The sequence below is a fragment of the Baekduia sp. genome, assembly GCF_035318805.1.
Classification (GTDB): domain Bacteria; phylum Actinomycetota; class Thermoleophilia; order Solirubrobacterales; family Solirubrobacteraceae; genus Baekduia.
Genome location: NZ_DATHDY010000016.1, coordinates 149407 through 164315, shown reverse-complemented (window position 1 = coordinate 164315; position 14909 = coordinate 149407). Strand labels below are relative to the sequence as shown.

At 69.5% G+C, this 14909-nt stretch carries 15 protein-coding genes; 10 read left to right on the top strand and 5 right to left on the bottom strand.

Annotated elements, in window-relative coordinates:
• The first annotated feature begins 6 nt into the window (after positions 1-6).
• The 3 genes from VK501_RS03720 (at position 7) to VK501_RS03710 (ending at position 3066) form a co-directional block, all read left to right on the top strand.
• Positions 7-645, top strand: a complete 639-nt coding sequence (locus tag VK501_RS03720) for a hypothetical protein (RefSeq protein ID WP_324334769.1) — start codon at positions 7-9, stop codon at positions 643-645.
• A 186-nt stretch (positions 646-831) separates the two neighbouring features.
• Positions 832-1011 carry a hypothetical protein gene (locus VK501_RS03715; protein ID WP_324334768.1) on the top strand — a complete coding sequence of 60 codons (180 nt, stop codon included), beginning with the start codon at positions 832-834 and terminating at the stop codon, positions 1009-1011.
• A 231-nt stretch (positions 1012-1242) separates the two neighbouring features.
• Complete coding sequence (locus VK501_RS03710) at positions 1243-3066, top strand: bifunctional metallophosphatase/5'-nucleotidase (RefSeq protein ID WP_324334767.1); 1824 nt, start codon at positions 1243-1245, stop codon at positions 3064-3066.
• Here the strand turns inward: VK501_RS03710 and VK501_RS03705 are convergent.
• Positions 2953-3855 carry an SDR family NAD(P)-dependent oxidoreductase gene (locus VK501_RS03705; RefSeq protein ID WP_324334765.1) on the bottom strand — a complete coding sequence of 301 codons (903 nt, stop codon included), beginning with the start codon at positions 3853-3855 and terminating at the stop codon, positions 2953-2955. The two genes, VK501_RS03710 and VK501_RS03705, sit on opposite strands and share 114 nt — an antisense overlap.
• 110 nt (positions 3856-3965) lie before the next feature.
• On the opposite strand from VK501_RS03705, the gene VK501_RS03700 reads away from it, so the two are divergent.
• The 7 genes from VK501_RS03700 (at position 3966) to VK501_RS03670 (ending at position 11113) form a co-directional block, all read left to right on the top strand.
• Positions 3966-4727 (top strand): ABC transporter ATP-binding protein, encoded by a 762-nt coding sequence (locus VK501_RS03700; RefSeq protein WP_324334763.1) that lies wholly within the window; start codon positions 3966-3968, stop codon positions 4725-4727.
• A complete protein-coding gene (locus VK501_RS03695; protein WP_349260967.1) occupies positions 4724-5542 on the top strand; it encodes an ABC transporter ATP-binding protein in 819 nt (272 codons plus the stop codon). The genes VK501_RS03700 and VK501_RS03695 overlap by 4 nt, the downstream gene beginning before the upstream one ends.
• The gene (locus tag VK501_RS03690; protein WP_324334758.1) at positions 5539-6426 is read left to right on the top strand and encodes a branched-chain amino acid ABC transporter permease; all 888 of its coding nucleotides are present in this window, start codon (positions 5539-5541) and stop codon (positions 6424-6426) included. The genes VK501_RS03695 and VK501_RS03690 overlap by 4 nt, the downstream gene beginning before the upstream one ends.
• A gap of 59 nt (positions 6427-6485) precedes the next feature.
• Positions 6486-7547 (top strand): branched-chain amino acid ABC transporter permease, encoded by a 1062-nt coding sequence (locus tag VK501_RS03685; protein WP_324334756.1) that lies wholly within the window; start codon positions 6486-6488, stop codon positions 7545-7547.
• Positions 7535-8842, top strand: coding sequence for an ABC transporter substrate-binding protein (locus tag VK501_RS03680; protein WP_324334754.1), 1308 nt, complete (start codon positions 7535-7537; stop codon positions 8840-8842). The genes VK501_RS03685 and VK501_RS03680 overlap by 13 nt, the downstream gene beginning before the upstream one ends.
• Before the next feature lie 61 nt (positions 8843-8903).
• Positions 8904-10481, top strand: coding sequence for a long-chain fatty acid--CoA ligase (locus VK501_RS03675; RefSeq protein ID WP_324334752.1), 1578 nt, complete (start codon positions 8904-8906; stop codon positions 10479-10481).
• Positions 10478-11113 (top strand): TetR/AcrR family transcriptional regulator, encoded by a 636-nt coding sequence (locus tag VK501_RS03670; protein ID WP_324334750.1) that lies wholly within the window; start codon positions 10478-10480, stop codon positions 11111-11113. The genes VK501_RS03675 and VK501_RS03670 overlap by 4 nt, the downstream gene beginning before the upstream one ends.
• A 96-nt stretch (positions 11114-11209) precedes the next feature.
• Here VK501_RS03670 and VK501_RS03665 read toward each other — a convergent pair whose 3' ends face one another.
• The 4 genes from VK501_RS03665 to ppk2 form a co-directional block, all read right to left on the bottom strand.
• Positions 11210-12043, bottom strand: coding sequence for an FkbM family methyltransferase (locus VK501_RS03665; RefSeq protein WP_324334748.1), 834 nt, complete (start codon positions 12041-12043; stop codon positions 11210-11212).
• On the bottom strand, positions 12030-12698 hold the full coding sequence (locus VK501_RS03660) for a hypothetical protein (RefSeq protein WP_324334746.1): 669 nt from the start codon (positions 12696-12698) through the stop codon (positions 12030-12032). Before VK501_RS03660 ends, VK501_RS03665 begins: the two co-directional genes overlap by 14 nt.
• Positions 12698-13846, bottom strand: a complete 1149-nt coding sequence (locus tag VK501_RS03655; RefSeq protein WP_324334840.1) for a glycosyltransferase family 4 protein — start codon at positions 13844-13846, stop codon at positions 12698-12700. The genes VK501_RS03660 and VK501_RS03655 overlap by 1 nt, the downstream gene beginning before the upstream one ends.
• Positions 13847-13990: 144 nt before the next feature.
• Positions 13991-14827 carry a polyphosphate kinase 2 gene (gene ppk2, locus VK501_RS03650; RefSeq protein WP_324334745.1) on the bottom strand — a complete coding sequence of 279 codons (837 nt, stop codon included), beginning with the start codon at positions 14825-14827 and terminating at the stop codon, positions 13991-13993.
• Between the last annotated feature and the right edge of the window lie 82 nt (positions 14828-14909).

Genomic DNA, 14909 nt, shown 5'->3' with positions numbered 1-14909 from the left:
TATGGGTTGAGCGCTCCCATCGCCATTGCGTTCGACCGAGTCGGCGCGGCCGCCTGCAAAGTCTTTGTCGCACCGACACGTGACGCTCGAGGTGAAGACGCCTTGAGGGCGTCCGGGACCGTCGGGTTCGAATGTGAAATCGCGCAGCTACGGGAGCGTCCGCTGCCCGCAGTCGTCGCCGATAGGAGCAATCTGGAGTCCGTGCGCCGCATGAAGAACGAGTGGCAGGACGCTTACTACTCCAGCGGACGGGTCGTGCGGCAGCAGGCGGGTCAGTGGACCGAAGTGAGACTCGGTTCCGAAGCGCGTGCGCCTACCGATCCGTTTTGGACTCTTCACGCCGCGCGGGGCTTCACCGCCGACACGGCGGCCACGCTTGCATCGGGCTCGTGGGAACTCAGCGGTCACATTGACCTCCGCCGAGCGGGGCATCTCACCCGGGATTTCGGGATTGGCGCGCTAAGGGCATCGCTGCTGCGATCGTCATCGTGGGAGCGAAATATCCCTGCGGTCGTCGAGCTGGAGCCTTCAGGCCGCTTATCGAGTATCGCTTACTCGCGCGCCACGGCTGGGAGCGTTCTCTGGTTGCGTCTAGATCTCTACGCCTACGGCGACGTGTCGCCACCAACGATGCCCACCCTCTAATGCAGCTTCGCCAAAGGTGGACGTCTCCCGCGTTGGTGGACCACGCCTCCGCCGAACCCGGGATGGCACAGGGCGCCTGCCATGGGCTTCCTCGGTAGGTGCCGTCGCACCTCAAGGTCAGCGCACCGGTGGCAGCTGCGTGCCTCGCCTATGGGACCGTCAAGCTTGTCTCGGGGCGCTAGAGGGATGCGCGGCCAGCGGCTTTCGGCGGCCCTCGGCTCGTTGATCCTCGGACTGTTGATCGCGAGTGCTGTCACCACGGGTCTCGTGGCAGGTGGGGCGCTCGCCATCGCGATTGGCGTCGCCGGCTTTGGGCTTGCAGAACTCGCTGCAACGGCGCTTGAACGTCGCAAGCATCGCTCGTGAGGACCGGCTTGAGGCGCCGGCGAACGAACGCCCCGACGTCCAAGCCTGGTGGCCCCCACGGGCGGCGACGGTGGTGCAGCGCCGTGCCGAGACTCTCGATCAGCTTCGGACATCGGTAACACCGGTGCAACATCCTGAGCAGCCGCTCGACTAGGCTACCGGCGTCCCGGGAGCCGTCGAGCCTGGGCGCCGTTCGACCTTTGGCTTGCACCGATTTCTGGGAGGAAACCGATGAAGACGTTTCTCGCGGTGGCGCTGGTGTTCTCGTCCCTGCTGGCTCTCCCGGGAGGGGCCGCCGCCGACAAGCCGCGGGACACGAAGTCGCGAGACAAGGACACGCACGTCCAGCTGCTCGCCATCAACGACCTTCACGGGCACCTCGCGCCGAACACCCCGGGGACGATCCAGGTCGGCTGCTGCAATCCCGTCATGTCCGGCGGCGTGCGGACCGGCTGGACGCAGAAGACCGTGCCGACGGGGGGCATCGCCTACCTCGCCACGCACATCAAGGCGCTGCGGGCGACGAACCCGAACACGCTCACGGTCGGCGCCGGCGACCTGATCGGCGCCAGCCCCCTCGTCTCGGCGCTCTTCCACGACGAGCCGACGATCGAGGCCATGAACTCGATCGGGCTCGACGTCAGCGGCGTCGGCAACCACGAGTTCGACGAGGGCGTGGACGAGCTGCATCGGATGCAGTACGGCAACCAGCACGGCGGCGACGGCTGCCATCCGATCGACGGCTGTCAGGACGGGACGCCGTTCGCGGGCTCCACCTTCCAGTACCTCGCCGCGAACGTCTTCTACGCCGGCACGAACACCACGATCCTGCCGCCGTACGAGGTGCGCACGGTCGGCAACGCCAAGATCGCCTTCATCGGGCTGACGTTCGAAGGCACGCCGACCGTCGTGACGCCGAGCGCCGTCGCCGGGCTCGAGTTCCGGCCCGAGGTCGCGACCGTCAACACGCTGGTGGACAAGCTACGCAGCCAACAGGGCGTCAAGGCGTTCGTCGTGCTGCTGCACCAGGGCGGCGCCCAGCGGCCGCCCGCGCCGCCGGCGGCGTCGACGACGCCGACCGGCAACGAGTACACCGACGTGAACGGCTGCGTGAACTTCAACGGGCCCGAGATGCAGTCGATCGCCCAGGGCCTCGACCGGCGCGTCAGCGTGATCATCAGCGCCCACACGCACCAGCCCTACGTCTGCACGATCGCCGGCAAGCTGGTGACGAGCGCGGCCTCCTTCGGCCGTCTCGTCACAGACATCGACCTGACGATCGACCACGAGTCCAAGGCCGTCACCGCGGCCACGGCGAGCAATCAGATCGTCACGCAGGACGTGCCGCAGGATCCTGCCGCCAAGGCGATCCTCGACAAGTACACCAACCTGTCGGCGCCGCTCGCCAACCGGGTCGTCGGCAGCATCACGGCCGACATCCGCTCGGCGCGCGACAACCCCGGCGGCCAGAACGCGGCCGGCGAGCAGCTGATGGGCGACGTGATCGCCGACGCCATGCTGGAGGCGACCACGCCGAGCGACTTCGGCTCCGCCGTCGCGGCGTTCATGAACTCGGGCGGCGTGCGGTCGGGCCTGCTGTACAACCAGATCAGCGGCGGCGAGCAGCCCGGCGAGGTCACCTACGCGGAGGCCTTCACGGTGCAGCCGTTCGGCAACACGCTCGTGGTCAAGACCTGCACCGGACAGCAGATCTACGACGTGCTCAACCAGCAGTTCAACAACCCGTCCGCCGGATCCAGCCGGATCATGCTGCCCTCGGGCAACGTCCACTACCAGTGGACCACCGCCGACGGCCCCCACGTCGTCGACGGATCCGTGTCCTTCGACGGCGGCACCACCCCCATCGACAAGACCTCCAGCTACCGCGTCGTCGTCAACAACTTCATGGCGGACGGCGGCGACGGCTACATGGTCTTCACCTCATGCACCGAGCCGCTCGGAGGCGAGGTCGACCTCGACGCGTTCGCCCGCTACCTCGGCGCGCACTCGCCGCTCACCCCGCCGACGCCGAACCGGATCGAGAAGGTGGGGTAAGCAGTCGTTCGGATGACGAGTGGGCCCTCGCCGGCGGCCGGCGGCCGGCGGCGAGGCCCACCAGCGCGGATGCATCCCGCCGTCGAGGGCCACGACCTTGCTCGTCAGGTAGGCGTTGCGCAGCATCGCGACCGCCATGTCGGCGACCTCCGCCGGCCGGCCGAGCCGGCCGACCGGGATCGCGCGCGCCAGGTAGCCCGGGTCGCCGGGGAGCATGTCGGTGTGCTCGATCAGCGCCGGCGCGATCGCGTTGACCGTGATCCCGGCCTCGGCGACGCGCGACGCCAGGTGGTGCGTGAGCCCGATCAGCCCCGCCTTGGACGCCGCGTAGTGCGGGCCCACGATGCCGCCCGTGAACGCGGCGACCGAGGAGACGAAGAGGACCCGGCCCCAGCCGCGGTCGGCCATCCCCGGGATCACGCGCCGCGCGAGCAGGTACGGCGCGCGCAGGTTGATGGCCATCGTCTCGTCCCACGCGCCGGCGTCGACCTCGTCGAACGTCGCGCGATGCGCCAGCCCGTGGTTGGCGACCAGCGCGTCCACCGGGCCGAGATCGCGCTCGACCTGGTCGATCAGCAGGTCCGACGCACGCGGGACCAGCAGGTCGGCCGGCACCGCGATCGCGCGCCCGCCGCCGCGGATGATGTCCTCGGCGATCGTCCGCGCCAGCTCGTCGCGGTCGCGGTAGTGGACGGCGACCGCCATGCCCTCTTCGGCCAGCCGCCGGCACAGCGCCGCGCCGATGCCGCCGCTGCCCCCGGTGACCAGTGCCACGCGCCCGTCGAGCATGTTGGAGCGCAACCTACCGCGCCGCGCAATGCGCCCTTGCATCTGACATATGAATCAGGTTTCATGTTGTCAAGCAGCCCGGCAAGTCCGAGCAAGAGGAGGCACACGACATGCTGCTCGAGGTCGAGGACGTCCGAGTCACCTATGGCGGCTCCGTCCTGGCGCTCGACGGCGTGAGCTTCTCGGTCCCGGAAGGCGGTACGGTCGCTCTCCTGGGCGCCAACGGGGCGGGCAAGAGCACGGCCCTGCGCGCCGTGACCGGGCTCCTCCGCTTCCACGGCGGCCAGGTGACAGCCGGCTCGATCCGCTTCGCGGGCCGCTCGATCATGCGCACCGACGCCGCCGCCCTGGTCGCCGCCGGCATCGGGCAGGTGCTCGAGGGCCGGCGCGTCTTCGCCGACCTCACGGTCGCGGAGAACCTGCGCGTCGGCGCGTTCCCAGGCCGTGCGCGCCGCCGGGAGCGTGAGATCCGCGAGGAGCTCACCGAGCTCTTTCCCGTGCTGGCGGAGCGCTCCGACCAGCCCGCGGGCCTGCTCAGCGGTGGCCAGCAGCAGGTGCTGGCCATCGCGCGCGCGCTCATGTCGCAGCCGCGGCTGCTCCTGCTCGACGAGCCGTCGCTCGGCTTGGCTCCGCGGGTCGTCGCCGAGATCGCTCAGGCGCTGCACGCGATTAACGAGCGGGGTTGCGCACTGCTGCTGGTCGAGCAGAGCACGGCGCTCGCCCTGCGTGCGACCGAGCACGCCTATCTCCTCGAGACCGGACGCGTCCGCGCGCAGGCCCCCACCGCCGAGCTGCTCGCCGACGAGCGCGTACGCGCCTCCTATCTCGGAGCTCCCGCCGTGCTCAGCCGCGCGGAGGCGGTGCCGAGATGACCGTGAGCGCCGCACCGGTCCTCGAGGTCCGCGACCTGACGCTCCGGTTCGGCAGCGTCACCGCCTTTGCGGACTTGAGCTTCGATGTCGGCCGCGGCGAGCTGTTCGCGGTCATCGGGCCCAACGGGGCGGGCAAGACGTCGCTCTTCAACGTCCTGTCGCGCGCATACGTCCCCACCGCGGGCAGCGTGCGCTTCGAGGGCGCCGACCTGCTGCGCCTGCGCATCTCGGCGCTGGCCGGCGCGGGCGTCGCGCGCACCTTCCAGAACCTCGGGCTGTTCGGGGAGCTCACCGCGCTCGAGAACGTCCTCATCGGTCGCCATCACCTGATGCGCTCGGGGACGCTGCGCAGCGGGCTGTGGCTGGGATACGCGCGCCGCGAGGAACGCCGCCATCGCGCCGCCGCGATGGAGGCGCTCGAGTTCGCCGGCATCGGCCATCACGCGCACACCCCCACGGGCACCCTGCCGTTCGGCATCCAGAAGCGCGTGGAGATCGCCCGCGCGCTGGCCATGGAGCCCAAGTTGATGCTGCTCGACGAGCCAGTCGCCGGCATGAGCGTGGCCGAGCGCGAGGAGATCACGGCGCTCGTGCGCCGCCTGCACCACGAGCGCGACCTGACCCTGCTGCTCGTCGAGCACGACATGGGGATGGTCATGCGGATCGCACAGCGCGTGCTGGTGCTCGACTTCGGACGCATCATCGCCATCGGCACGCCGGCCGAGATCCAGCGCGACGAGCGCGTCATCCGCGCCTATCTGGGCGAGGAGTTCGAGTTCGCCCAGGCCGAACGGCTACCGGAGGTGCGCCGATGACGGCCTTTCTCCAGCTGCTCTTCCAGGGCATCGCGCTCGGGTGCATCTACGCGCTCGTCGCGCTCGGGTTCACCGTGGTCTACCGCGCCAGCAAGGTCATCAACTTCGCGCAGGGCAGCCTGTTGCTGGTCGGCGCCTACCTCGTCTCGGTGCTGGCGACCGGCCTGAACCTGCCGTTCGCGTTGGCGGTGATCGCCGCGATCGCGCTGCTCGCGGCGGGCGGCGCCGTCTTCCAGATGATGGTGCTTCGGCGGGTGCTCGGGGAGCCCGTGTTCGTGCTCGTCATGATCACGATCGGCCTGAGCATCGTCATCAACTCGGCGATCCCCGCGATCTTCGGCGGCAACGCCCGGATCCTCGGGGACCCATGGGGCGCCTCCGCCGTGAACGTGGGCGGCGTCACGTTCAACTGGGTGCGTATCTGGACGGTGCTCTGCACCGGCCTCATCCTGGCGCTGTTCTTCGCCTTCGACCGCTTCTCGCGCTACGGGCTGGCGATGCGCGCGACGGCCGCCGACGAGGAGGCGGCGATGGCGGTCGGCGTGCCCGTGCGGCGTGTGTACGCGCTGACCTGGGCGATCGCGGGCGGCATCGCTGCGGTGGGCGGCATGTTCCTGGCCGGCTTTCCCAGCTCGGTGAACCCGGCGCTGGGAGACGTCGCGCTGCGCGCGTTCCCGGCGGTCATCCTCGGCGGCCTCGACTCGCCGCCCGGCGCGGTCGTGGGCGGCATCACGATCGGGGTCGTCGAGGTCATGTCGTCGGGCTATGCGCCGGGATTCCTGGGTAGCGACTTCGCCGCCGTCGCGCCCTATGTCGTGATGATCCTCGTGCTCCTCAGCAGGCCCTACGGCCTGTTCGGCACTCCGCCGGTGGAGCGGGTATGACCGGGCCTGCTCTCCGACGGCGACGCTTCGGTGCGAGGATCGGTGCGAAGAGCGCAGCGGTGCTCGCGGTCGCGATCCTCGCGATCGTGCTCCCGTTCGGCCTCAACGCCTTCCAGCTCACCACCGCGACGTTCGTGCTGATCGCGGCGATCGGCGCGCTCGGGCTCAACGTCCTCACCGGCTACACGGGCCAGATCTCGCTGGGGCACGCGTTCTTCCTCGCCGTGGGCGCGTACACGGCCGCAGTCCTGGGAGGAAACGACCATCTGACCGCCGCGATCTGGCTGCCGGCCGCAGGCGTGGTCGCGGCCCTCTGCGGGGCGCTCGTCGGGCCGACGGCGCTGCGCCTCCGCGGCCTCTACCTCGCGATCGTCACGATCGGCCTGGTCTTCATCGGGCAGCACATCTGGTTCAACGTCGCAGCGATCTCCGGCGGCCCCGGCGGGCGCTCGTTCCCGCCGGTCACGTTCGGTTCGTTCGACTTCTCAGCCGGGCAGCAGCTCACGCTCGGCGGGCTCGTCATCGACCACAACGGCCTCTACTACTACCTCGCGCTGATCATCCTGGCGGCGGCCATGCTCTTCGTCTGGAACCTCACGCGCGGCCGGCCGGGACGCGCGATGCAGGCGGTGCGCGACCGCGAGATCGCGGCGGCGATCATGGGAGTGGACCTCGCCCGCACCAAGATGAACGCCTTTGTGATCTCGTCGTTCCTGACGGGCGTGAGCGGCGCGCTGTACGCCTCGTACCTGTCGTTCGCCACCCCCGGCCAGTGGAGCCTGCTGCTCTCGGTCCAGTACGTCGCGGCGATCATCGTCGGCGGGATCGGCACGGTCTGGGGCGCCCTGCTGGGCTCGATCGTGATCTTCGCGCTGCCCTCGGTCCTGCAGTCGCTGATCCCGCAATCCTCGTCCGGCGGGCTGCCGATCGACGACATCACGTCGATCGCCTACGGGGTGCTGATCATCGCCTTCGTCGTCCTGGAGCCGCACGGGGTCGTCGGGCTCGGCCGCCGTGTCGCGTCGCTGTGGGCGCGCGTCGCTGGGGGTGCCGGCGAGGGCGGAAGGCTGTCACAGGAAGCCCAGGCAATCGAGACGGGAGAGGCAACATGGGCAGGGTGAAGATGCGCCCGCTGGCTGCGGTCTGCGCGGCGGGAACGATCGCAATCGGCCTCGCTGCGTGCGGGACCGGCTCCAGCGGCGGCGGAGGCTCCGGCGGAGGCGCAGGGGTCAAGACCGGCCCCGGGGTCGACGCCAAGACGAAGACCATCTCGCTCGGCGTCCTCAGCCCGCTGTCCGGGCCGGTGGCGGCGATCGGGAAGCCGCTGACCGCCGGCCAGGAGACCTACTTCCACGCGGTGAACGCCGCCGGCGGAGTCGACGGCTGGAAGGTCAAGCTCATCGAGCAGGACACGAAGTACGACCCCCAGACCGAGGTGCAGGCCTACAACCGCATCGCCGGCAACGTGGCATTCATCGCACAGTCGCTGGGCAGCCCGACGACCAAGGCGATCCAACCGCTCGCCACCCAGCAGAAGATGCTGATCGGCGCCGCCGCGCAGGACTCGTCGCTCGTCACCGATCCGATGATGGCGGTGATCGGCACGCCCTACGCGATCGACAACGCCAACGCGCTGGACTACATCGCCAAGCAGAAGGGCGGCAAGAACGCCAAGGTCGGGATCATCTACCAGAACGACGCCTACGGCGAGGACGGGTTGCGCGGCTATCAGGCGGGCCTGAAGGCGTACCACCTCAACAGCGTGGGCGAGACCACGTACAAGGTCGGCGACACCGACCTCACCGCGCAGGTGCAGAAGATGCGTTCGGCAGGCGCGCGGTACGTGTTCGTCGTGGCCACTCCCAGCGTGTCCTCGACGATCGTCGGCACGGGCGCCTCGCAGGGCTACAACCCGACATGGGTGTTCCAGGGGCCGGCGTGGTCCGGGTTCCTGATGACGTCCGACGGCACCACGGGCGGCAAGCCCACCGCCGTCGCCAAGGCGCTCGGGTCCAACGTGTGGGTGCTCGGCTACGAGGCGCAATGGGGTGACATGAGCGTGCCGGGCATGGCGAAGTTCCTGGCCGATCAGAAGCGGTTCGCTCCTTCGCAGATCCCCGACTACTACTTCATGTACGGGTACTCGCAAGCGAAGATGGAGACGGCCGTCCTGCGCAAGGCGATCGCCAATGGCGACCTCACGCGCGCGGGGATCCTCGACGCCAAGCTCCACCTCGGCAAGGTCGACCTCGGCGGTCTCGTGCCCCCGCTCGACTACACCCCGCGGCTCGGCCCTGCCTCACGGATGAGCGGGATCTCCAAGGTGAGCTCCACCACCCCAGGGTTCCTGAAGGGCTTCAGCGGCTTCTACATGGGCGACGCCGCCAGAAGCATGACGTTCCAGGCAGCGCAGTGAGATGCACCGCGGATCAGCTGGGGTGGGGGCGCCCCTTGGCGTCCCCACCTACGCTTGTGCGATGACGGCATCGGCGCGCGCTGCATCAGCCGAGAGCGGCCGGCACGGGAGAAGCCGATCCGCCGGCGAGCTCACGCTCGGACGCTGGGTCCGTGACCGGGCATCGGTCACTCCGGCGCGGATCGCGATCGAGCACTGCGGCGAGCGCACGACCTACGCCGAGCTCGACGCGCGCTCGGAGCGGCTGGCGGACGCGCTTGTGCGGCTCGGTCTGCGCCAGGGCGACCGCGTCGCCTCGCTGACCGGGAATCGCCCCGAGCACGTCGAGCTGTTCTTTGCCTGCGCGAAGGCGGCGCTCGTGCTGGCGCCGCTCAGCTGGCGCCTGGCACCGGCGGAGCTCGCCTACCAGCTGGTGCACGCCGAGCCCGCCGCGCTGTTCGTCGAGCCCGAGCAAGACTCGCTCGCCGACGCCGTGCTGGCGCTGGCCGCGTCGAGGCCCTGGCGGCTGACGCTCGCGCGCGGCGAGCTGGACGCGCTCGCGCAGCCCGGTGCGACGACTCCGCCGAACGTCCCTGCGAACGACGACGATCTGCTGCTGCTCTACACGTCCGGCACCACCGGCCGCCCCAAGGGGGCGCGGCTGACCCACCGCAACTGCTTCTGGACCAACCTCAGCTTCGATCGCACCGCTGACCTGAGCGCCACGGACGTGGTCCTCCAGGTGCTCCCGCAATTCCATGTCGGTGGCTGGAACGTCCAGCCGCTGCTCGCGTGGTGGAAGGGCGCGACGGTCGTGCTCGAGTCGAGGTTCGATCCCGCGCGCGCTCTCGAGCTGATCGAGCGGAGGCGGATCACCACGATGATGGGGGTGCCGGCCAACTACCTGTTCATGGCGGGCGAGCCACGCTTCGGCGACGCCGACCTCTCGAGCCTGCGCCGGGCGATCGTGGGCGGCGCGCCGATGCCCGAGCCGCTGCTGCGCACCTGGCGCGACCGCGGGGTCGAGATCCTCCAGGGCTACGGCCTCACCGAGGCGTCCCCCAACGTCCTGTGCCTGCCACCGGAGGACGCGATGCGCAGGCTCGGCTGGGCGGGCAAGCCCTACCCGCACGTCGACGTCGCGCTCGCGGACCCCACGTCGGGTACGCTGATCGACGGTCGCGGCAGCGGCGAGCTGCTCGTCCGGGGACCGAACGTCTTCGCGGGGTACTGGCGTGACCCGGAGGGCACGCGCGTCAGCGTGCGCGACGGTTGGCTGCACACCGGCGACATCGCCGAGCGCGACGCCGAGGGCTTCTATCGTATCCGTGACCGACTCAAGGACATGTACATCTCGGGAGGCGAGAACGTCTATCCCGCCGAAGTCGAGGCCACCCTGCACGAGCATCCGGCCGTGGCCGACGCCGCGGTGATCGGCGTACCCGACGAGCGGTGGGGCGAGGTGGGCGTCGCGATCGTCGTGGTGCGCCCCGGCACGAGCCTCGACGAGCAGGACCTGCTCGCCCACTGCCGCCGGCGGCTGGCCGCCTTCAAGGCGCCCCACGTCGTGCGCTTCGCCGAGGAGCTTCCGCGCTCGGCGTCGGGCAAGCTGCTCAAGATGGAGCTGCGCGAGCGCTTCTCGCTGGGGAGGACGCGTTGAGCGACACGCGGGTCCCTGGCAGTGCCGACGGCACCGCGACGCCGCGGGGCGCTCGCACCGAGCGCGGCGCCCGCACCCGGACGCGCCTGCTCGAAGCGGCCGAGCAGGTCTTCACCGACCTCGGCTACCACGAGGCCTCGATCGTCAAGCTCGCCGAGGCCGCGGGCGTCGCGCCCGGGACGTTCTACCTGTACTTCGCCGGGAAGCAGGACATCTTCGACGAGCTCGTCGAGGAGCTCAACCGGCGCGTGCGCCACGCGATGGCCGAGGCGGCGTCGGGCGGGCGGACGCGCGCGGAGGCCGAACGCCTCGGGTTCCAGGCGTTCTTCCGCTTCACCGCCGAGCACCCCGGCCTCTACCGCGTGATCCGCCAGGCCGAGTTCGTCTCGCCTCGGGCGCTGCGCCTGCACTACGAGCGCATCGTGGCCGGCTACGCCCACGGCCTCGAAGAGGCGATGGCCAGCGGCGAGGTCGCGACCGGCGACCCCGAGGTGCTGGCGTGGGCGTTGATGGGCGTGGGCGAGATGATCGGCCTGCGCTGGATCCTGTGGGGTGACACCGACCAGATCCCCGCGGGCGTGTTCGAGGAGACGATGCGGTTCGTCCAGCGGGGGTTGGACGCGCAGGCGTGAGGCGGAGGGTCTCCCGGCGATGATCGAGGGCGTGATCCGCGGTCTCCGCCAGCGTCGGCGCGTTCCACACGAGCTGCGTGACGAGGCGGCGGCGCGTCACCTGCGGCGTGAGGCACCTTCCACAAGGCGCCAGAGGTCGTCGCAGCGTCGGACGGCAAGAAAGTTTGGGCCGAAGAAGCGCTCGTCGCTGAGCCGATACTGCCGGAATAGGACTCGCTCGGGCAGCACCCGACCGATGACGTAGCCACGCGGCTCGAGCAGCGCGTAGAAGCGCTCGAGCAGCGCGCCGGACAGCACGCCGGCATACCCGTACTCGAACTGCACCGCGCGAACTCGACCGTCACTGAGCGCCTCGTCGAAGCCGTGCAGTACACGCAAGTCGGCTCCTTCGGCGTCGACTTTCAGCAGGTCGACATGGTTGAGGCCCGCCCGCGCGAGGTACTGATCGCCCGTCTCTACACGCTCCTCGAGCCAGTCGCCCGTGTACCCATGCGGGTAGTCGACGACCGACGACAAACGATCGTCGCCGCGGTAGTACTTGACGCGCGTGATGCCGGACGTGTCAAGGAGACCGTGGTCGGCCACCACGATGCGCGGGTGATGGCCGACGCGCTCGCGCAACAGAGCGCGCGTAGGGGACGCGATCTCCAAGCAGTGAATGACGGCCTCAGGACAAGCCTGAGCCGCCGTCAACGCCCAGGCCCCGTCATGAGCACCAACGTCCAGCAGGACTCGCGCGTCCGAGGCGAGGCAGCGCAGAACGCGCAACTCGCCATTCGTCGCCGGGTTGTGATCCTCCGTGTGGAGAACCGCGGTGGCACGATACGCGGCGGCGCGCAATAGCCGGATCGCCCGGTCGTCGGTGTGGGCGGCGACCCACCGCCGCAGTGCGCCCGGCGACGAGGTACGCCGGCCCTCAGGCGGAAGCATCGTTCGCCGGCGGCGGCCCCTGACCCGGCTCGCCGCGGCTGAGGATCGCGTCGCCGATGTTCTTGACCATCTGCCGAAATCCGAGAAAGCGGCGAACCGCGAACAGCCAGAGCAGCGACACAGCGGCGGCTGAGAGCCAAACGACGAGGGTCGAGCGGTGGTGTTCCCGCCCCAGGAGCGTCACCAGGTAGGCCACGATGAAGATCGGCGGGGGAACGCCGAAGAGGAGCATCGTGTAGCGATCGGCGGCCGTCGTCGACTGAATGTAGGCAGGCTGATCCGTTGCGTGCTCGCCGTAGAGGGTCACACGAGCCGTGTCGCGATCCTTATTGATGCGCCGCAGAAAGTACTCCCAGCCGAGCATCGCCTCGCCCGCGGTGCCGCTGAGCATTGGCGCGAGCGTGAGCGCGACGTAACTGGCGAGTTTGTAGACCGCACCCGCGTGGTCAACCCAAAACAGCCATAGGAAGCATGAGACCGCCGCCAAGCCGAGCAGCACATCTGGCAGCTTTGTGAGCACGGAGAGGCCGCCACCGACCGCCGCCAGCTGCAGCGAGATGAGGGTATAAGCAAGGGTCGTGCGGTTGTTGATCTCGCTCCGCAAGCTGTCGTACTCGGAGAGCGCGATGGCACGGGCGGCGTCAGGGGCTGGCACTAAGATGCCTCTCGCGCGCCGACGCAGCGGCCGTAGAGGGCCTCGACGCGGGACACGAACGGCTGCAGCGCGAAGTTGGTGACGTGCCGGCGCCCGGCAGTGACGAGGCTTGCGCGCAGGGGCTCATCGCGCAGTATCCGCAGGGCAGCCTCAGCGAGTGCGCCCGCGTCGCCCTTCGGCACCACCAGTGCTGTGACACCGGGCTGCACGGTCTCAGTCATCCCGCCCGAGTCGCTCACAATCAGCGGGACGCCGGCGGCCATCGCCTCGAGCGGTACCAACCCGTAGGGCTCGTCCTCGAGCGTCGGGTACCACACGAGGTCGCTGGCGTGATATGCGGCCGCGATCTCATCGCGTGGGAAATCGTGAAAATGGACGTGGGCCTCGGCGCCCCTGTGACGCGCGGTGGCCCGCAACTCCTCGCGCAGCGACGCGATCTCCAAGCGATCACCGACGATCTGCTCGCTCATGCAAAGCACCAGGGATCCCCGACCTAGCGCGGCTCGCAGCAGCAAGAAGGCCTCAAGTCCCACCTCGACGCCCTTCCAGCGCAACAGCCGCGCCGGATGGAAGACCACCGGCGGCTCAAGGGCGGCGAGCGCTTGGTGAGGCGCTCCGGCAGTGGCGAACGCATCAACATCAATGCCAAGCAGCAACGTCGACGACGGCCGTGAACTCGGCAGCGCTCGACGCATGAAGTCGCTCACATAGATCAGGTGGTCCCACGGAAGCTCGACCACGCTCGGGCACAGATGCTCGCCGGTGTGGTCGTGAACGCTGTTCACCAGCGCCGGCCGGGCAGACCCGTGGTGCGCCGCCGCTCGGAAGACTGCCTCCGCGAGTTCGGTGCCAAAGTGGTGGGCGTTGTGGAGATGCACGACCTGGGGAGCAGCGGCATCGAGCACCTGGACAACGACCCGGGAGATCCCGTCCTGCAGCCCCACGCGGCTGCGCGCCCGGATCATTTCGCCCGGAGCAATCGCGGCGCGACGATGCACCGCCACTCCAGCATGCATCTCGTCGACGTCCTGGTGGCCCCCTACAAGGCAAGCGACGTTATGGCCGCGCCGCTGCAGCGCGCGTGCGAGATCGGCCAAATGCGTTTCGACGCCGCCCATCGTCGGAGGGAAGGCGTGGGCGATCATCACGATCTGCAAAGGGCGCCCGCTCGGAACGGTCCGACCGTATGGCATGGCCGCGACTGTAACGATCACGTACGCGGCTTTTCTATGGTGAGTGGGCCTCGCCCTCCAACCCGCCTCCCCCGCTCGCCGGTCGGCGCCGGCCGCCGATCAGTACGGCGTCGGGATCCAGTTGAGTGATCCCTTCGGCGGCCGCCGGTAGCCGAGGTCCTCCTGGCGCGCAGGGAGCTCGATCTCCGGGTGCACCACCTCCTCGTAGTCGACGAGCGACAGCAGGTGCGCGATGCAGTTGAGGCGGGCCCGCCGCTTGAGATCGGCGTCAACCTCGTACCACGGCGACTCCGGCGTCGAGGTGTGCTCGATCATCAGGTCCTTGGCCTTGGAGTACTCGACCCACCTGCTGCGCGAGTACAGGTCCATGGGCGACAGCTTCCAGCGTCTGCTGCGGTCCCCGATGCGGGCCCGGAAGCGCCGCTCCTGCTCCTCGTCGCTGACCGAGAACCAGTACTTGACGACTTGGATGCCCGAGCGGATCAGCATGCGCTCGAACTCAGGCACGGCGCGGAGGAACTCCCAGTACTCCTCGTCACTGCAGAAGCCCATGACACGTTCGACGCCGGCCCGGTTGTACCAGGACCGGTCGAACAGCACCATCTCGCCGCCCGCGGGAAGCTCAGCGACGTAGCGCTGGAAGTACCACTGCGTCCGCTCCCGCTCCGTGGGCGCCGGAAGCGCAGCGACCCGGCAGAAACGCGGGTTGAGTGGGTCGACGACGCGTTTGATCGTGCCGCCCTTTCCCGCCGCGTCACGACCCTCGAACACGACGACGAGCCGATGGCCGCTCTCGCGGATCCAGTCGAGCATCTTGACCAGCTCGAGTTGCAGGAGCGCCAGCTGCCGCTCGAACTCCTTCTTCGAGATGCCCGCCGTCGAGCCGTCCGCGCTCTTCGGGGTGGCCTTCCCGTTGACTGCGCTCTTCTTGGCCATGTGGCACCTACTCGGTCGGGTCTCGACGGGCCAAGCGTAGTCCGAATGGCGCTCAGCGTCGACACCGCTGGCCGGTCGCCCG